Here is an 18,752-nt window from a genome sequence, read left to right on the forward strand (position 1 = left end):
ATGACTGAATCCAAGACCATCCGCTGGGAGCAGGGCTCCGACGGCATCGTCGTGCTCACGCTCGACGACCCCAAGCAGTCGGCCAACACCATGAACGCCGACTTCCGCGAGTCGCTGGCCGCGACCGTGGACCGGCTCGAGGCGGAGAAGGACTCCATCAGCGGCGTGGTGCTGACGTCGGCGAAGAAGACCTTCTTCGCCGGTGGTGACCTCAACGACCTGATCCAGGCCGGGCCGGAGCACGCCGAGGAGATCACGCGCAGCACCAACGAGATGAAGGCCAACCTGCGCCGGTTGGAGACCTTCGGCAAGCCGGTGGTCGCGGCCATCAACGGTGCCGCGCTCGGCGGCGGGCTGGAGCTCGCGCTCGCGTGCCACCACCGCATCGCCGCCGACGTGAAGGGCAGCCAGATCGGGTTGCCCGAGGTGACGCTTGGCCTGCTGCCAGGTGGTGGCGGGGTCGTGCGGACCGTGCGGCTGCTCGGCATCCAGAACGCCGTGCTGAACGTGCTCGTGCAGGGCCAGCGTTACAAGCCCGCCAAGGCGCTGGAGATCGGCCTGGTGCACGAGCTGGTCGGCAGCGTGGACGAGCTGCTGCCGAAGGCCAAGGAGTGGTTGAAGGCCAACCCGGAGGCCTCGGTTCAGCCGTGGGACGCCAAGGGGTACAAGATCCCGGGCGGGTCGCCTTCGAACCCGAGCTTCGCGGCCAACCTGCCCGCGTTCCCCGCGAACCTGCGCAAGCAGCTCAAGGGCGCCCCGATGCCCGCGCCGAGGGCGATCCTCGCGGCGGCTGTCGAGGGCGCGCAGGTGGACGTGGACACCGCCTCGCTGATCGAGACGCGCTACTTCGTGAGCTTGGTGACCGGGCAGGTCGCCAAGAACATGACGAAGGCGTTCTTCTTCGACCTGCAGCACATCAACTCGGGCGGCTCCCGGCCGGACGGCTACGAGAAGTACCAGGCTCGCAAGGTCGGTGTGCTCGGCGCGGGCATGATGGGCGCCGCCATCGCGTATGTGTCCGCCAGGGCGGGCATCGAGGTCGTGCTCAAGGACGTCTCGCTGGAGAACGCCGAGAAGGGCAAGGGCTACGCCGTCAAGCTCGAGGAGAAGGCGCTCAAGCGTGGTAAGACCACGAAGGAGAAGTCCGACGAGCTGCTGGCGCGAATCAAGCCGACGGCCGACCCGGCCGACTTCAAGGGCGTCGACTTCGTGATCGAGGCGGTGTTCGAGAGCACCGAACTCAAGCACAAGGTCTTCTCCGAGATCGAGGGTGTGGTCAACCCCGACGCGGTGCTGGGATCCAACACCTCCACCCTGCCGATCACCGGGCTCGCCGAGGGCGTTCAGCGGCAGGAGGACTTCATCGGCATCCACTTCTTCTCGCCGGTGGACAAGATGCCGCTCGTGGAGATCATCCGCGGTGAGAAGACCTCCGACGCCACGCTGGCGAAGGTGTTCGACTACACGCTGCAGATCAAGAAGACGCCGATCGTCGTCAACGACAGCCGCGGTTTCTTCACCAGCCGGGTGATCGGCACGTTCATCAACGAGGCCGTGGCCGCGGTCGGTGAGGGCGTCGAGCCCGCGAGCATCGAGCAGGCCGGTTCGCAGGCGGGCTACCCCGCGCCGCCGCTACAGCTGATGGACGAGCTGACGCTGACACTGCCGCGCAAGATCCGCCAGGAGACCCGCGCGGCGGTCGAGGCCGAGGGCGGCACCTGGAGCGCGCACCCGTCCGAGGCCGTCATCGACCGCATGATCGACGAGTACGACCGTAAGGGCCGCTCCAGCGGCGCAGGCTTCTACGACTACGACGCCGACGGCAAGCGGGTCGGCATCTGGCCGGGGTTGCGTGAGGCCTTCAACAGCGGCAGCAAGACCGTGCCGTTTGAGGACCTGAAGGAGCGAATGCTCTTCGCCGAGGCGCTGGAAACGGTCAAGTGCTTCGACGAGGGCGTGCTGAACTCGGTGCAGGACGCCAACATCGGTTCGATCTTCGGGATCGGATTCCCGGCGTGGACCGGTGGTGTCGTGCAGTACATGAACCAGTACGAGGGCGGGCTGAAGGGCTTTGTCGCGCGTGCCAGGCAGCTCGCCGAGCGCTACGGCGACCACTTCCTGCCCCCGCAGTCACTGGTGGACAAGGCGGAGAAGGGCGAGATCTTCGAGTAACCGGATGTGGGGGACGGCCCGCCATCGACCTCGTGTCGGCGGCGGGCCGCTCCGGGGACGGCGACCGGCATGCCGGTCGCGGTTGATCGAAGTACGTCCGAATGGCGCAGCCAGTGAAATGATCTTCACGTTAGTGTCTTCGGTACTTCGGTGGTGACGTTCGGTGGACGACAACCCGGTCCACGGTGCGGCCGCCGAATGGCAGGGCGCGGTGATCCCGCGCCCTTTTCCTCATCAGCCCTTCTTCATCAGCCACCGTGCGTTCGGTGAGCGGCAGGCCTCACCCGAGCAGCCGGTCCACCACGAGCGCGGTGGCGTTGTCGGTGCTGCCGTGCTCGCGGGCGGCATCGACCAGCGACCGTGCCGCAGCGGCAGCCGAGGTGGCGCCGGCGAGCAGGTCCCTGATCGCGGTCAGCTCCAGGCTCTTGTGCACGCCGTCGCTGGACAACAACAGCCTGCCAGGGCCCGCGCCGATCCTGGCGTGGCCGATGTCGTTCTCGCCCGCCGTGCGGGCGGAACCGGTGACGATGTGCTCCATCCGGGCGGTGGGTCGCCGCCCTCGCGAGCGCCAGAACTCGGCGAGGGTGTGGTCGGTGGTCACCTGGTGCAGCACGCGGCCGTTCCACCGGTAGGCACGGCAGTCGCCCACCCAGGCGATCTCACTGACCTCCTCGTCGCCGCCCGCAGGCGGATAGACCGCGACCACCAGCACGGCGTCAGCCTCGGTCTGGCCGAACTGCGTCGTGAGTTCCCGCTGGGCACGGATCAGGCCCTCCACCGCGCCCAGCCGTACGGCGGAGGTCGCCGCGGTCCTGGCGACCAGTCGCGCGGCCCTCGCCGCCAGCAGGTGGTCGCCGACGCCGTCGGCCACCACGAAGGCTGATCTTCCAGTGGCGGCGTCGGTGCGGGTGGCGAGTGCGTCGGCGTTGACCGCGCGAGGGCCCTTGTCACTCGCCGCGTCCGACGTGGTGTGTTCGGTCGGTCGCGGGTGCGCGGTGGTCGGCATGGGCCGCCTCCTAGTTCACCGGGCCGACCCCCGATGACCGGCCCTCACCCACCTCAACGCACGGCCGCCACCAGCAACTCCGAGAAGAACCTGTGAGTTTCCAGACTCCACTTCACAGCAGCGGCGGCACCATCGCCTCGATGAGGTGTGGCCCGGGTTCGGCGACCGCCCGCGCGAACTGCTGTGCCAGTTCCTCGGCAGTGGCCGCCCTCGACGCGGGAACGCCCATCCCCTCGGCGATCTTGACGAAGTCCAGGTCTGGGCCGGACAGGTCGAGCAGCTCCTTCGCCTTCGGCCCGGAACCCTCCGCGCCAACCCGCTGCAACTCCATTCGCAGGATCGCGTACGCGCGGTTGTTCAACAGCACCGTGGTGACGTTCAGGTTCTCCCTGGCCTGCGTCCACAGTGCCGAGATGGTGTAGAGCGCGCTGCCGTCGGATTCGAGGTTCACCACCGGACGGTCCGGTGCGGCGATCGCGGCACCCGTGGCGACCGGAATTCCCTGCCCGATCGCTCCTCCGGTCAGTGTGAGCACGTCGTGCCGGGGTGCCCCCGCCGTCGCGCCGGGCAAAAGCAGCCCGGAGGTGTTGGCCTCGTCCGAGATGATCGCACCATCCGGCAGCGAGGCGCCGATCACCTGAACCCAGTTCTGCGGGGTCAGCGCTCCGGTCGGCAGCTCAGGGCGGTGAGCCTGCGACACCACCGCCTCCGTGCCGGGTGCCACCAGTTCGGCCAGTTCCTCCAGCGCGGCCACCACGTCCTCTTCCACGCCCGCGAGCGTGTGCACCTGCGCGCCCTCCGGGACGAGGTCGCTCGCCTTGCCCGGGTAGGCGAAGAACGACACCGGCGGGCGAGTACCAGCCACCACCACGTGCCTGCTGCCCTCCAACTGATGGGCGACCTGTTCGGCCAGGTAGCCGAGCCGTTCCACGACGGGGACACCCGCTCCGCGTTCCAGCCTGGCGGGGAAGGTCTCGACGAACGGCTTGGCGCCGGTGGCCGCCGCGATGCGGCTCGTCGCCCGCAATCCCCGCTCGCGGCATGCGGCGCCGCCGATCAGCAACGCGACGGGTTCGCCCGTGCGCAGCAGTTCGGCGACCGCCTTCACCGTGGTGTCGGCGACGGGTTTGGCACGGCGCGGCGGCACCGGGGCGCAGGGCTGCCCGCCGTCGCTCCAGGACACGTCGGCGGGCAGGATCAACGTCGCCACCCTGCCGGGCGCGTCCTGCGACGCGGCGACCGCGGCGGCGGCGTCCGCGCCCACGTCCGCCGTGCTGGAGCAGCGGCGGACCCAGCCTGTAAGCGAACCCGCCACGGCCTCGATGTCGGATTCCAGCGGCGCGTCGTAGGCCTTGTGGTAGGTGGCGTGGTCGCCGACGACGTTGACGATCGGCGTGTGCGCCCTGCGGGCGTTGTGCAGGTTCGCCAGCCCGTTGCCGAGCCCGGGACCGAGGTGCAGCAGGGTGGCCGCGGGCTTGCCCGCGATGCGAGCGTAGCCGTCGGCCGCGCCGGTGACAGCGCCCTCGGCCAGACCGAGCACGCCACGCATGTTCGGCACCGTGTCCAGCGCGGCGACGAAATGCATCTCCGAAGTACCGGGGTTGGAGAAGCACACCTCGACGCCCGAGTCGACGAGCGTGCGGATCAGGGCCTGCGCGCCGTTCATGATCTCCTCTTTCTCGCTCTGCTAGTCGAATAGCACGCCGGGGTTGAGGATTCCCGCGGGGTCGAAGGCGTGCTTGATCCGCGACATCAGCTCGATCTTGGCCGGGTCCTCCAGTTGCAGGAAGTGCTCCTTCTTCGCTCGGCCGATGCCGTGCTCACCTGAGATCGCGCCACCGAGCTCCATGCCGACGGCGAAGATGTCGTGAAGCAGGCTCGCACGCTTTACCGGGTCCTTCTGGAAGACGCCGAGGTGGACGTTGCCGTCCCCCGCGTGCCCGCACCCGGCTACACCCGACTCGGTCTTCGCGGCGAGCTCGCGTGACCTCGCCAGGAACTCGGGCATCGCCGACCGGGGTACCACGACGTCGATCACCTCGTCGGCACCCGCAGCCTTCGCGGTCCAGAACGCCTTCTCCCTTGCTTCGATGAGCTTGCGGGCCGAGCCGCCGTCGAGCACGTACACGTCCGAGGCACCCAGTTCGCCGAGCAGTTCGCCCAGGCTCGCGACGTCGCCTTCGAGCCGGTCGGGGTCGCGGTTCTCCATCGCCACCACCAGGTAGGCCTGTGAAGCCTCGCGAACCTCGTCGGGGACACCCAGCGACAACCCGGTGGTGTAGGTAATGGCGGCCATGGTCAGCGCGTCGATGTACTCGAGAATGTGCGGCTCTAGCCCGGCCGCCAGGATCGTGGGTACGGCCCGCACGACAGTGTCGAGGTCGGTGAACGGCGCGAGCACCGTGGCGCCGTGCCGCAGTCTCGGGTGCAGCTTGACGGTGATCTCCGTGGCGAGCGCGAGCGTGCCTTCGGAGCCGATGATGAGCTGGGTCAGGTCGTAGCCGGTGGAGGTCTTCACCGGCTTCCCGCCGGTTCGGATGATCTCGCCGGTGGGCAGTACAGCCTCGAGTCCGAGCACGTTGTGGCGGGTCACGCCGTACTTGACGGCTCGCATTCCGCCCGCGTTGGTGCCCACGTTCCCGCCTACGCTGGCGCTCATCTCGCCGGGATAGACGGTGTAGCCGAGCCCCGCTTCAGCTGTCTTTTCGTCCAGTTCGGACAGTGTGACTCCTGGCTGTACCACCGCGACATGGTTGACCGTGTCGATCTCGAGGATCGCGTTCATCCGCTCGAAGGAGATCAGCAGGCCGTCGGGGCGGGGGCGGGCCGCGGCCGAGAGGCCGCTGCCCGAGCCGCGTGCGGTTACCGGGACACCGTGCTCGGTGGCCGCACCCAGCAGCTGTGCCACCTCTGCCGTGGTGGCCGGTTTGGCGACGTACGCGGGCCGGTGCACCTCGCCGACCAGCGCCTCGTCGCTCGCGTAGTGGTCAGGGATGTCCTCGCCGGTCAGGACCTGGTTCGCGCCGACGATCTCGGCCAGCCGCTGCGCAACGTCGCCCATGGGGATGCAGCCTAGTACGCATTGGAGCGGCTCGGCTATGAATGTTCTTCATATTTTTGCCGGCGGCGGGTGGGGCTGCTCCGCGCCACCGTGCTGTCAAAGATCAGTCCACTGTAGACAAGAACCGATGTGAAATCCCCTCAGTGTAAACACGTATGGCTTTCGGGTTTTTCGTGGGGGTCAGCTTGGCCGGATGGCGTGACCACCCGTGCCTGCCCGCCGTGGGCGGGCGGTCACGGGTCGGTTCGGGTTCGAGAGCCGGCCCCTCGTTGCCCGATCGGGTGACCAGTCGGCCGACAATTCGTGATCTTGAAAGGTTCACCCTTTCGGGTGATGTCGGATGCCGTGTCAGGCGCGGGCGAAGGTCAGCGTCTCGCCCTCGACCCCCCGCAGCCAAAGGTCCTGCGCGGCTTCGGCCATCTCAGGGAGGCCCTCGACGATCGTGGCGAACACGTTGCCGGGCACCCAGCCCGCATCGCCGTTGATCAACAGGTTGTTGCGGCCGTAGAAGATCGCGAGGTCGGTCGCGCCCTGCTCACCGTGCGCCGCACTGCCTTCCTCGTAGCCGTAGGCCGGGTTGCCGATCTCCCATGACTCGAAGCCGAAGTACACGACGTCGCCGGGGATGGGAGTGACGGTGGGGTTCTCCCTCCCCGGTTGCGGGTCGGCGAACGGCCGCAGCAGCGTGTACACCTCGTTGCGGGCGTACTTGGCGTGGTAGGCGGAGCCGCTCTGCGGCAGCGCGTCCCACACCGCCCTGCAGGTTCGGGGCGCCTCGTCATCCAGCAGTCGCGCCCGGCAGGAGACCCCGCGCTTGTCCAGTGAGATGGTGATGTAGCGGGCCATGTTCACTCCTGGTTCGCCGCTGTTCGGTGACTACGCTGTTCGGTGACTACTTGCTGACGGAGGTGACCACGTCGGTCCAGATCTCCAGAGCCTGCTCGATCTGCTCGGAGGTGACCACGAGCGGCGGGATCATCCGCACGACGTTCATGAACGCGCCGCAGGTCAGCAACAGCAGCCCTCGCTCGGCCGCCGCCTTCTGCGCTGCCTGGGCGGTCGCGTTGTCCGGCTTGCCGTCAGCCGTGGTGAACTCCGAACCAACGAGCAGCCCGAGCCCTCGCACGTCACCGATCGCCTGTGTCTTGCCCGCGATCGCACGCGCGCCCTCCAGCAACTGCCGACCTCGCTCGGCGGCGTTGTCGACGAGACCCTCCTCCTGGATCACGTCGAGTGTCGCGAGCGCGGCGGCGCAGGCGACGGCGTTGCCGCCGTAGGTGCCACCCTGCGAACCCGGCCATGCCTTACCCATCAGTTCCTCGGATGCGGCGATGCCCGAAAGCGGGAAACCGCTGGCCAGTCCCTTCGCGATCAGTACGACATCGGGGCGGACGTCGAAGTGCTGGTGGCCCCAGAATCGGCCGGTGCGCCCGAACCCGGTCTGGATCTCGTCGAGCACCAGCAGGATGCCGTGCTCGTCGGCTCGCTGCCGCAGTCCGGCGAGGAACTCGGTGTTGGCCGGCACGTAGCCACCTTCGCCGAGCATTGGCTCGACGAAGAACGCGGCGGTCTCCTTCGGCGAGGTCTGCGTCGCGAACAGGTAGTCCAGTTCGCGCAACGCGAAGTCGGTGGCCGTCTTCTCGTCCCAGCCGTAGTGGTAGGCGTAGGGGAAGGGGGCGACATGCACTCCGGACATCAGCGGGGAGAACCCCGCGCCGAACCGGGTGCCGGATGTGGTCATCGACGCGGCGGCGACGGTGCGGCCGTGGAAACCACCCTGGAACACCACGATGTTCGGCCTGCCGGTGGCCTGCCGGGTCAGTCGCAGTGCGGCCTCCACCGCCTCACTGCCGGAGTTGGCGAAGAACAGCGAGTCCAGACCCTGCGGAAGAACCTCGCCGAGGCGCGCGGTCAGTTCGAGCAGCGGCCGGTGCATCACGGTGGTGTACTGGCCGTGGATGAGCTTGCCGACCTGCTCCTGGGCGGCCCGCACGACCCGTGGGTGGCAGTGACCGGTGCTCGTCACCCCGATGCCGGCCGTGAAGTCGAGGTGGCGACGGCCGTCGGTGTCGAACAGGTACGCACCCTCGCCGTGTTCGACGACGACGGGAGTGGCCTGCTTGAGGATGGGGGAGAGCTGGGCCATGACGACGTGCTCCTTAGCGCGGCGAGGTTGTAGATTGTTGACAATATTCGTAGCATGGCACCGGCAGCGGCGCAAACACCTCAACTCGCAGGGAGCAACGCATGAGCACCGTCAGTGAGACCGGCGTGGTGGACGCGGTCGCCAAGGAGTTGTTCATCGGTGGCAAGTGGACGCAGGCCGCGGGGGGCAGGACCTTCCCCGTGCACGACCCAGCCACCGGCGAGGTGCTGTGCGAGGTGGCCGATGCCGCGCCCGAGGACGGCATGGCCGCGCTCGACGCCGCCGTCGCGGCGCAGGCGGACTGGGCGGCCCACCCGCCGCGCGAGCGGGGTGAGATCCTGCGCGCCTCCTTCGAGGCACTGATGGCGCGGCAGGAGGAACTGGCACTGCTCATGACGCTTGAGATGGGCAAGCCGCTCGCCGAGGCACGCGGCGAGATCGCCTACGCGGCCGAGTTCTTCCGCTGGTTCGCCGAGGAGGCGGTGCGCATCGACGGCGGGTACGCCGTCGCACCCAACGGCAGCGGGCGGTTCCTCGTCGCCAAGCAGCCGGTCGGGCCATCGCTGTTGATCACGCCGTGGAACTTCCCCATGGCCATGGGAACGCGCAAGATCGGACCCGCCGTCGCCGCGGGCTGCACCATGGTGATCAAGCCCGCCGCGCAGACGCCGCTTTCGATGCTCGCGCTCGCGCAGATCATGGTGGACGCCGGGCTGCCCGACGGCGTGCTCAACGTGCTCACCACCACCAGCTCCGGCGCGGTGATGGAGCCGTTGATCAGGGACGGGCGGGCGCGCAAGCTGTCGTTCACCGGCTCCACGGCGGTCGGCCGCAAGCTGCTTGAGCAGTGCTCGGACAAGGTGCTGCGCACCTCCATGGAACTCGGTGGCAACGCGCCGTTTCTGGTGTTCGACGACGCGGACATCGACGCTGCCGTCGACGGCGCTATGCAGGCGAAGATGCGCAACATCGGAGAGGCGTGCACGGCCGCCAACCGGTTCTACGTGCAGCGTGGGGTCGCGGACGAGTTCGCACGCAGGCTCACCGAGCGGATGGCCGCGCTGCCCATCGGCAGGGGAACCGAGGACGGTGTCGTCGTCGGCCCGCTGATCGACCAAGCCGCGGTGGAGAAGGTCAGCGGCCTCGTCAGCGACGCCGCGAGCCGAGGCGCCGAGGTGCTCACCGGCGGTTCCACTGTGGATGGACCAGGTAACTTCTACCGCCCGACCGTACTCACCGGTGTGCCCGCCGACGCCCGGATGGCCGACGAGGAGATCTTCGGACCCGTCGCGCCGATCTCGGTGTTCGACACGGAGGAGGAGGCGCTGGCCGCCGCCAACAACACCGAGTACGGGCTGGTGGGCTACGTCTACACCAACGATCTCAAGCGGGCGCTGCGGGTCTGTGAGCGGATCGAAACCGGCATGGTCGGGTTGAACCAGGGCATCGTTTCCAACCCGGCCGCCCCCTTCGGCGGGGTGAAGCAGTCCGGGCTGGGCAGGGAGGGCGGCACCGTCGGCATCGAGGAGTTCCTTGAGACGAAGTACATCGCGGTGAACCTGTGACGGCATACGAGATCGCCGCAATCCCCGGCGACGGTATCGGCGTCGATGTCACCGCGCAGGCGCGCAAGGTGCTCGACACCGCCGCAGGGGAACACGGTTGCCAGCTGAAGTGGACCGAGTTCGACTACAGCTGCCGGCGCTATGCCGAAACCGGTGCCATGATGCCGGAAGACGGTGTCGATCGACTGTCCTCGTTCGACTCGATCCTGCTCGGCGCCGTAGGGTTCCCCGGGGTAGCCGACCACGTCTCGCTGTGGGGCCTGCTCATCCCGCTGAGAAGGGCGTTCGGACAGTACGTCAACCTGCGGCCGGTGCGCCTGCTGCCCGGCACCACATCCGTGCTCGCCGGGCGCACCGGCGACGAACTGGACATGCTGATCGTCAGGGAGAACTCCGAAGGCGAGTACTCCACCCTCGGCGGCAGGCACAACCAGGGGATGCCAGACGAGTTCGCGTTGCAGGAGTCGGTGTTCACGCGCATCGGGGTGCAGCGCATCGTCCGGTACGCCTTCGAACTCGCCCGCACCCGAGGTGGCCGGGTGTGTTCCGCGACGAAGTCGAACGGGATCATCCACACGATGCCGTTCTGGGACGAGATCTTCGCAGAGGTGGCCAACGAGTACCCCGACGTGGCCTCCGAGCAGTGCCACATCGACGCGCTGGCGGCCCGCATGGTGCAGCACCCCGACCGCCTCGACGTGGTTGTGGCTTCGAACCTGTTCGGGGACATCCTCAGCGACCTCGCGGCGGCGGTGACCGGCGGGCTCGGTATGGCTCCCTCTGGCAACATCAATCCGGAACGGACGCACCCGTCGATGTTCGAAGCCGTGCACGGCAGTGCGCCCGACATCGCGGGGCAGGGCATCGCCAACCCGGTGGCGCAGGTACTCGCGGGTGCGATGATGCTGGAGCAGTTGGGAGAGTCGGAGGCGGCGAGTGCCGTCCGGTCGGCGGTGGAGCTGGTGCTCGCCGAGGGCACGGTTGCCACGCCCGATCTGGGTGGAAAGGCGACCACGGAGGAACTCGGCTCGGCGATCGCGGAAGCCGTTTCGTCCCACTGATCCACACCGGGGCCGAGTGGCAGGGGTGTGGGACCTGCCGAATTGGGCACCCACAGCCCATGAAAGTGCTCGGCGTAGGTATACCGGGACCCCTTTCAGTTGTCGGGACAGCTATCGGCACCGCCCGCGGTGTCGCGGGCCTGCTCACCCGGCCGAGGCGGCACGTCTGGTCCTGCCCCGGCCGGGTCTATCTTGAGGTGCACGGTGTGCACGGCCAGGGCGGCGAACGCGTGGCGAGACGCATCGAGCGAGAACTCGAGCGCGACACCCGCGTGGAGTGGGCCCGTGTCAACGCGCCTTCCTCCCGTGTGATCATCGCGGTCTCCGACCCTCCACGAAGGACAGACGAGCTGACGTCGATCGTCGAACGCGCCGAGGCGCAGCCCGTCGACCCGGAAGAGGAGGCGGCCGAGGACGAGTTGCAGCATCCCGCCGACGGCCCCGAAGGCACCCGGCTGCTGCCCACACTGGCCGCCGACCTCATCGGACTCGGGGTGTCACTGCTCACCCGCATCGCACCGTGGACGCCCGTTCCCACCGAACTGGCCGCACTGCCCGGACTTGTCGACCACCACCCCCGGTTGAAGGAATTCGCCGCGAGTAAGGCGCACAGCCACGCGAAGTCGGACTCGCTGACCTCCATGATCGGCGCCGTCGCCCAGGGACTCGCCGCGGGCGGCGAGGGCGCGATGCTGGACATCGTGCAACGCACCGGGCAGTGGACCGAGGCGCGCGCCCATGAACGTGCCTGGTGTGGGCTGGAGCGCAGGCTCGTCACCGGTCCCGAAGCCGCCGCGGCCGACCCGGCACCGGCGCGACGGCCGACGCCGCTGCCGGAGGGGCCGGTGGAGCGCTACCAACGCGGAGTGCTCGGGCTGGGAGCGGTCGCCGGTGCCGCAGCGGCCCCGTTCACGGGACCGCGCAAAGCCATGGCACTGGGCCTGTGCACCATGCCGAAAGCGGCAGAGGCGGGCCGTACCGCGTTCGCCAGCCACCTCGGCAGCGCGCTGGCACGCAGGGGAGTCGTCGTGATGGAGCGCGGCGTGCTGCGGGTCATGGATCGCATGGACGCCGTCGTACTCGACCTCCCCGCGTTGCGGACCGGGCGCTACACCCTCGACGATCTCGTCGCGCTGCCGGAAAGTGACTCGCACGCGGTGGCGGAGGTCGCGTGGCGGCTGTTCGACCCGGCCGATCCGCGACGGACCCGTACCGAAGGCGACTGGTGGCTCGGGCCGCTCGACGGGAAGAGCTCCCTCGGCCGATACGGTCGGCAGGAGCGGGCGAGCGTGGAGCAGCGAGGCGCGCAAGCCGTACTCGGCCTCGCTCGCGAAGGGCGGTTGGAGGCCGTGCTCGGTGCTTCGAGGGAGCCTCTGGCAGGGCTGGATACCCTCACCGCCGCCGTGAACGAGGCGGGGATTGCCATGTTCGAGACCTCGGACCCGCGAGCGAGTGTGCGCGAACTGCAGCACGAAGGCAGGGGTGTGCTGCTGGTGTCGTCCGACCGGCAGGCACTGGGCGCCGCGGACTGCGGCATCGGTGTCCACCGGGACGGGCACGCCCCGCCGTGGGGGGCGCATGTACTCGTCGGCACCGATCTGGGTGCCGCGGCACTGCTGGTGGAGTCGGTGGTGGTGCTGCGCGGTGTCAACGCGCAGAGCGTGCGCATCGCGCAGGCGGCCACCGGTATCGGCACCGTGGCCGCCTTGCGCGGCGGTAGGAGCAACCCGACGAGCAGGGGAATGCACGCGGTCAACGCGGGCGCTGCGGTGGCACTGTTCAACGGGAGGAGGCAGGCGAGAAGGCTGCGGTTGCCGGACCCGGCCGCGACCAGGGTCGAAACCCCGTGGCACCTCATGCCGAAACAGACCGTGCTCGATCGGCTCGGCTCCGGCGAAGCGGGACTCACCGACAAGGAGGTGAGGCGAAGGGCCACCCCGGGTGGTGTGGGCGGCCCAGACGGCGTCAGTCTTGGCAGCGCGTTCCTCACCGAGCTGGCCAACCCGCTCACTCCGGTGCTGGCGGGAGGCGCCGCGTTGTCGGCCGCGGTCGGCTCGCCGGTCGACGCCGCACTCGTGGCGGGCGTGGCGGGCCTTTCCGCGCTGGTAGGCAGTGTGCAGCAGGTACGAACCGAGCGGGAACTCGCCGACCTGCTCAGCCGGTCGTCGGTCAGCGCGAAGGTGGTGCGTGACGGTGAGCGGCGAGTGATCGTCGCCGACGAACTGGTTCGCGGCGATGTCGTCAGGCTCTCCGCCGGAGATGTCGTGCCCGCTGACTGCCGGTTGCTCGACGCGGACGGCCTCGAGGTCGACGAGTCCTCGCTGACCGGAGAGTCGCTGCCGGTTGCCAAGGACCCCGCGCCCGTGGTCGCGGGCAACGTGGCGGAGCGGACGTCGATGGTGTACGAGGGCACCACCGTGGCGGCGGGAACGGCCTCGGCGGTGGTCGTCGCCGTCGGGAACGACACCGAGGCGGGCCGCAGCATGGCCATCGCGCGCGAGGGCGCGCCTACCACCGGGGTGGAGTCGCGGCTGGCCGAGCTGACCGAGAAGAGCATGCCGCTGGCCGCGGGTTCGGCCACCGCGGTGGTGGGCGCCGGGTTGCTGCGACGTGTGCCGATACGCGAGAGCCTCAGCTCCGCGGTGAACCTTGCCGTCGCTTCGGTGCCGGAAGGCCTGCCGTTTCTGGTCAACGCCGCCCAGCTGGCAGCGGCGCGACGGCTGGCGGAGCGCGGCGCGCTCGTGCGCAACCCCCGCAGCGTCGAGGCGCTCGGCAGGGTGGACGTGCTCTGTTTCGACAAGACCGGCACGCTCACCGAGGGCACGCTCAGCGTCAGCGAGGTGGACGACGGTTCCACGCGAGGCAGGCTGGACGCGCAGCACCTCGCCCGTTCGCTGCGGTCGGTGGTGGCCGCCGCGTTGCGCGCCACCCCGAATTCCAGGCGGCCCGAGGACCTGCCGCACGCGACGGACCGGGCGGTCGCGAAGGCGGGCAAACGGTTGCGGGTAAGCGTCGTAGCGGGCGCGGCAGGCTGGAAATCGGTGTCGACGGCGCCCTTCGAACCCTCGCGGGGTTACCACGCCTCGGTCGGGCGCACCGGTGACGGGCTGCTGCTGAGTGTGAAGGGCGCGGCCGAGGAGGTGTTGCCGCGATGCGCGCTCGAGCAGGCCGAGCGCGGCAGGCTGGAGCAGCGCATGCGGGAGCTCGCCGGCCAGGGACACCGGGTGCTGGCCGTCGCTGAACGGCCGGTGGACGCCGACAGGGTGGACAGCGAGGAAAGCGTCCGTGACCTGCGTTTCCGTGGCTTTCTCGCCATCGCCGACCCGGTTCGCCGCAGCGCGGGACCGGCCGCCGCGCAGCTCCGTGAGGCAGGGGTACGGACCGTGATGATCACCGGAGATCATCCCGTCACCGCCGAGGCGATCGCCTCGGAGATCGCGGGCCCCGGCGCCGAGTTGGACATCGTGACGGGAGCGGAACTCGACGGACTCGACGACGAGGAACTGCGCGAGCGGCTTCCCGCGGTGGACGTGATCGCCAGGTGCAGTCCCTCGCAGAAGGTCCGGATCATCAAGGCCTACCAGGCACTCGGCAAGACCGTCGCCATGACAGGCGACGGAGCCAACGACGCGCCCGCGATCCGCCTCGCCGATGTCGGCATCGCGCTGGGCGAGCACGGCACGCCCGCCGCGAGAGCGGCGGCCGACCTGGTGCTGACCGACGACCGGCTGGAGACCATCAGCGCCGCCCTGGTCGAGGGCAGGGCGATGTGGGCGTCGGTTCGCGCGGCGCTTGGCGTGCTGCTCGGCGGCAACCTCGGCGAGTCGGGGTTCAGCGTGCTCGGCGCCGCGCTCACCGGCCGCTCACCACTGGGCGCGCGGCAACTGCTGCTGGTGAACCTGCTGACCGACCTGGCGCCGGCGATGGCGATCGCGTTACGTGGCCCGGACGGCACCACCGTGGAGGAACTGCTGCAGGAAGGGCCCGAGCGGTCGCTGGGCAGACCGCTGTACAACGAGATCGGCCTGCGAGCGGGCACCACCATGTTCGGTGCGACGGCGGCGTGGACGATCGCCAGGCTGACCGGCAGGCGGCGCAGAGCGGGCACCGTGGCGCTGGCCGCCGTGGTGGGCACCCAGTTGGGGCAGACGCTGCTGATGGGCGGCCGCAGTCGCGCGGTGCTCGGCAGTAGCGTCGGCTCGGCCGCGGTACTGGCCTCGGTGATCCAGATCCCTGGGTTGAGCCACTTCTTCGGCTGCACGCCGCTGGGCCCGGTCGGCTGGGGGATCGCCCTCGGCAGCGCGGCGGCGGCGAACACGCTCGCCGTGGCGGTGGCGGGCACCGGACGCCGGTGAACCCGGCTCAGTCCTGCTTGCCCTCCGCGGAGCCAGAGGTCAGGGTGGTGCCAGGGGCCAGCCTGCGCACGGCGTCCTCCATGTGCGCCTCCAGCAGTTCCAGCACGAGTTTCTCGTCCCGGTCGCGCAGCGCCTCGATGATGCGGTTGTGCTCGGCGATGCGCTCGTCGACCCCCTGGTAGTTCTTGCGGTAGGTGCTCTGCAGCGCCGAGAGGCACATCCGCGTTTCGATCAGCAGGGTGCGGGCCATGCGAACGAGGCGCCTGCTGCCGGAGGCCTCGATCAGTGTCTCGTGGAAGGTGAGGTCGGCCTCGGCCAGTGCGGCGGGGTCGTCCTCTTCCTCTGCCTGTGCCATCGCCTGCACGGCGTCGGCGAGTCGCGCTGCGATCCGGCTCGTCTCGTTGCCGCGCACCACCTGGATCGCCGCGGCACGCTCGACGGCCCAGCGAGCACCGTAGATGTCGTGCACGTCGCCGGGTTCCAGCTCGATGACGAACAGGCCCCTGTGCCGCTCGCTACGCAGCAGGCCCTCGGAGACCAGTCGCTGCATCGCCTCCCGTAGCGGGCCGCGGGAGACCTCGAAGCGTGCCGCGAGGTCGGTCTCCCCGAGCTGGGTGCCGGGTGGCAGCGAGCCGTTCATGATCGCGTCCCGCAGCTGGCGCGCGATGATCGACGCCGTTGACTCCCTGTGGACCGGTTCGATGTCGGCCAGCATGCTCAGGCAACCTTTCCGTTGAACAGCGCACCAAGTCCCGCGACGTCACGGACGGCACCCGTCAGGCGCAGCCCTTCCCACACGGTGACCTGGTTGGCCGTCAGCACGGGTTTGCCCAGCCGCTGCTCCATGGCCTCGACCAGTGCGACGGTTCGCATCGCCGTGTCGGGCACGAGCAGCGCGTCGGCATCTCCTCGGTTGCGTTCCGCCACCAGTTCGACAACCTCTTCCGGCGACAACCTGCCCACTTCCGCCGCGGTGTCGATGTCGGCGCTGGACATGCCGACCACGTCGATCCCGCCCGCGGCGAGGAACTCCACGAACAACTTGGCCACGTCATCGGGGTAGCTCGCGGCCACGGCGACGCGCCGCAGCCCCAGCGCCCTGGCGGCGTGCACGAACGCGAACGACGTGCTCGATGCTGGCAACCCGCCCGCGGCTTCGGACAACGACGCGACCTGCTCGCGCGCGCCTTCCCAGCCGTAGACGAAACTGCCGCTGGTGCACGCCCACACCACCGCCGAGGGCTGGTGCCGTGACAGCAGTTGGGCGCCCTGGGTGAGCCGTTCCGGGCTGCCGAGGTCGAGCAACTCCTCGACGGCGTGCAGGTCGGTGCCGTAGATGTGCTCGACAGCGAGCCGGGTACCGTCGCCGAGCATGCGCTCTGCGAGCGGGTAGTCGTCCTCGGCGGCGTGGTCGGGATAGATGAAGCCGATCGCGCGGGAGTCGGGCAACGGGCACCTCCGAATAACTTTCGTCGGATTGTCGACAATCCTCGTGCTCTTGGTCAAGTTTTCGGTCAGGTGACCTCTCTCAACCATTTGCCGGGCCCGACGACGGGTAGGTTCATGCGTTTGAGGCTGGCCCACATCGTCAGTTGGTTGGCGGTGAGCACCGGTTTGCCGAGCGCCCGCTCGAGCGGCTCGATGACGTCGTAGGTCGGCAGGTTGGTGCAGCTGACGAAGATCGCCTCCGAGTCCTTGTGGTCGGCGGCGAGAATGCGCTCGGCGATGGTGCGGTAACTCACCTTCCAGATACCGCCGCCGAGGCCGAGGTGGTCGCTCGACATCGTGTTGACCCCGAGCTCGTCGAGGTACTCGTGCAGCTTCAGCGTCAGATCCTCCACATACGGCGTGAGCACCGAGACGCGGCTGATGTTGAGTTGCTCGAACACCTCGGCCAGTGCGCCAGAGGTGGTTACCGAGTCGGGCGCACCCGCGTCGCAGATGACCTTGCGCATCGAGCGCTCACCGTCGACGCCGTTGACGAAACTGCCCGAGGTGCACAGGTAGGCGACGACCTCGGGCTCGACGTGCAGCACGTCCCTTGTCGCCGCCGTGAGGTGCTGGGAGTTGCTCACCAGGTGGGCCATCTGCATGCACACCGGAACCGGTTCGTACGGCGTCCGGGCCAGATGCAGCGACACCTCCATCGGCACCCAGCGCCACAACTCCCTTTCGAGCGCCATGTCGAACGGTGCGATGATGCCAATACCCCGCTGCGCCAGCGGGCCCTCGAACTCGAGGGAATCCAGAGCGGCGAAATCCAAGGCTCGACCTCCGACGGCTTATGTGCAGCAGAGTGCCTCCGGGGTGACTCCTCGGATTGTTGACAATCATACGACTGCCTCATACCGTGTCAACGTGGTCGGCACGGATAACCCGGTGCTCGCCGTACTGTGTGGCGAAAAGCACCCCCCGGACATGGAGCCCATCGAACAACTGGCGACGGTCCGTTACACCCGGGCGGAAGGGCTTGCCGACGCACTACGCGGAGCCGACGTCCTGTTCGTCTACGACTTCCTCTCCACAGCCGTGCCCGACGCGTGGCCCGCCGCCGACCGGTTGCGCTGGCTGCACATCGCCAGCGCGGGCGTGGATCCGGTGATGTTCCCCGCGCTGCGGGACAGCGATGTCGTGCTGACCAATTCGCGGGGAGTGTTCGACGAGTCGATCGCCGAGTACGTCCTGGCGGTGGTGCTTGCCTTCGCCAAAGACCTCCCCCGCTCGATCCGGTTGCAGGACGAGCGCACCTGGCTGCACAGGGAGACCGAGCGAATCTCGGGCAGGTCCGCGCTGGTGGTGGGCACCGGCCCCATCGGAAGGGCGATCGCACGGCTGCTGCGGGCCGCGGGCCTGCGGGTGAGCGGCGCGGGCCGCACCGCGCGCGCGGACGACCCCGACTTCGGCACCGTGCACGCCTCCTCTCAACTGACGCGGCACTTGCCGGACGCCGACTTCGTGGTCGCCGTCGCACCACTGACCGAACAGACGAAGGGCATGTTCGACGCCGAGACGTTCGCCGCGATGAAGCAGGGAGCGCGCCTGATCAACGTGGGCAGGGGCGAGTTGGTGGTGACCGAGGACCTGGTCGAGGCCCTGCGTGCCGGGCAACTCGCCGGCGCGGCTCTCGACGTGTTCGAGACCGAACCGCTGCCGCAGAGCAGTCCGCTATGGACAATGGAGAACGTGCTGGTGTCGGCGCACATGTCGGGCGACTTCGTGGGCTGGCGCAATGCGCTGGTGGCGGTGTTCGTCGACAATTTCCTGCGGTGGCGAGAGGGCCGCCCGCTGCGCAACGTCGTGGACAAACGCCTAGGCTACGTGCCCTCGAACGGCTAGCCCACGCTCACGACACCGCACGCAGCGCGCTCGCAGAACGACGCACCGAG

General features: G+C 69.1%; 13 protein-coding genes. 5 read left to right on the top strand and 8 right to left on the bottom strand.

From position 1 onward, the window contains the following. The gene (locus FHU38_RS05725) at positions 1–2,172 is read left to right on the top strand and encodes a 3-hydroxyacyl-CoA dehydrogenase NAD-binding domain-containing protein (RefSeq protein ID WP_167167273.1); all 2,172 of its coding nucleotides are present in this window, start codon (positions 1–3) and stop codon (positions 2,170–2,172) included. 280 nt (positions 2,173–2,452) lie between these two features. Here FHU38_RS05725 and FHU38_RS05730 read toward each other — a convergent pair whose 3' ends face one another. The 5 genes from FHU38_RS05730 to FHU38_RS05750 all read right to left on the bottom strand — a co-directional run bounded on the left by FHU38_RS05730 (position 2,453) and on the right by FHU38_RS05750 (position 8,385). After that, positions 2,453–3,178, bottom strand: coding sequence for a PP2C family protein-serine/threonine phosphatase (locus tag FHU38_RS05730; RefSeq protein ID WP_167167275.1), 726 nt, complete (start codon positions 3,176–3,178; stop codon positions 2,453–2,455). A 112-nt stretch (positions 3,179–3,290) separates the two neighbouring features. Next, on the bottom strand, positions 3,291–4,844 hold the full coding sequence (locus FHU38_RS05735) for an acetolactate synthase large subunit (protein WP_167167277.1): 1,554 nt from the start codon (positions 4,842–4,844) through the stop codon (positions 3,291–3,293). Between the two features lie 21 nt (positions 4,845–4,865). After that, on the bottom strand, positions 4,866–6,239 hold the full coding sequence (locus tag FHU38_RS05740; protein ID WP_167167279.1) for an FAD-binding oxidoreductase: 1,374 nt from the start codon (positions 6,237–6,239) through the stop codon (positions 4,866–4,868). A gap of 348 nt (positions 6,240–6,587) precedes the next feature. Continuing rightward, positions 6,588–7,085: a DUF3830 family protein gene (locus FHU38_RS05745; RefSeq protein WP_167167281.1), complete on the bottom strand. Its 498-nt coding sequence runs from the start codon at positions 7,083–7,085 to the stop codon at positions 6,588–6,590. Positions 7,086–7,131: 46 nt separating this feature from the next. Beyond that, a complete protein-coding gene (locus tag FHU38_RS05750; protein ID WP_167167283.1) occupies positions 7,132–8,385 on the bottom strand; it encodes an aspartate aminotransferase family protein in 1,254 nt (417 codons plus the stop codon). A 101-nt stretch (positions 8,386–8,486) separates the two neighbouring features. Between FHU38_RS05750 and FHU38_RS05755 the strand changes: the two genes are divergently transcribed. Genes FHU38_RS05755 through FHU38_RS05765 form a run of 3 tightly spaced genes read left to right on the top strand, consistent with a single transcriptional unit; the run spans position 8,487 to position 15,366 of the window. Then, positions 8,487–9,950 (top strand): NAD-dependent succinate-semialdehyde dehydrogenase, encoded by a 1,464-nt coding sequence (locus FHU38_RS05755; protein WP_167167285.1) that lies wholly within the window; start codon positions 8,487–8,489, stop codon positions 9,948–9,950. Next, positions 9,947–11,011 carry a tartrate dehydrogenase gene (locus FHU38_RS05760; RefSeq protein WP_167167287.1) on the top strand — a complete coding sequence of 355 codons (1,065 nt, stop codon included), beginning with the start codon at positions 9,947–9,949 and terminating at the stop codon, positions 11,009–11,011. The genes FHU38_RS05755 and FHU38_RS05760 overlap by 4 nt, the downstream gene beginning before the upstream one ends. A 59-nt stretch (positions 11,012–11,070) precedes the next feature. Then, on the top strand, positions 11,071–15,366 hold the full coding sequence (locus FHU38_RS05765) for a cation-translocating P-type ATPase (RefSeq protein WP_167167289.1): 4,296 nt from the start codon (positions 11,071–11,073) through the stop codon (positions 15,364–15,366). A 7-nt stretch (positions 15,367–15,373) separates the two neighbouring features. Here FHU38_RS05765 and FHU38_RS05770 read toward each other — a convergent pair whose 3' ends face one another. The 3 genes from FHU38_RS05770 to FHU38_RS05780 form a co-directional block, all read right to left on the bottom strand. Beyond that, positions 15,374–16,081 (bottom strand): GntR family transcriptional regulator, encoded by a 708-nt coding sequence (locus tag FHU38_RS05770; protein WP_167167292.1) that lies wholly within the window; start codon positions 16,079–16,081, stop codon positions 15,374–15,376. A 2-nt stretch (positions 16,082–16,083) separates the two neighbouring features. Continuing rightward, the gene (locus FHU38_RS05775) at positions 16,084–16,815 is read right to left on the bottom strand and encodes a maleate cis-trans isomerase family protein (protein ID WP_208415571.1); all 732 of its coding nucleotides are present in this window, start codon (positions 16,813–16,815) and stop codon (positions 16,084–16,086) included. Between the two features lie 65 nt (positions 16,816–16,880). Further along, positions 16,881–17,630 carry a maleate cis-trans isomerase family protein gene (locus FHU38_RS05780; protein WP_167167294.1) on the bottom strand — a complete coding sequence of 250 codons (750 nt, stop codon included), beginning with the start codon at positions 17,628–17,630 and terminating at the stop codon, positions 16,881–16,883. A gap of 154 nt (positions 17,631–17,784) precedes the next feature. Here FHU38_RS05780 and FHU38_RS05785 point away from each other — a divergent pair, with 154 nt between their 5' ends. Further along, positions 17,785–18,702 (top strand): D-2-hydroxyacid dehydrogenase, encoded by a 918-nt coding sequence (locus tag FHU38_RS05785; protein WP_208415997.1) that lies wholly within the window; start codon positions 17,785–17,787, stop codon positions 18,700–18,702. Positions 18,703–18,752 lie beyond the last annotated feature (50 nt).

This window comes from Saccharomonospora amisosensis (genome assembly GCF_011761185.1).
In the GTDB taxonomy this organism is placed as follows: Bacteria; Actinomycetota; Actinomycetes; order Mycobacteriales; family Pseudonocardiaceae; genus Saccharomonospora_A; species Saccharomonospora_A amisosensis.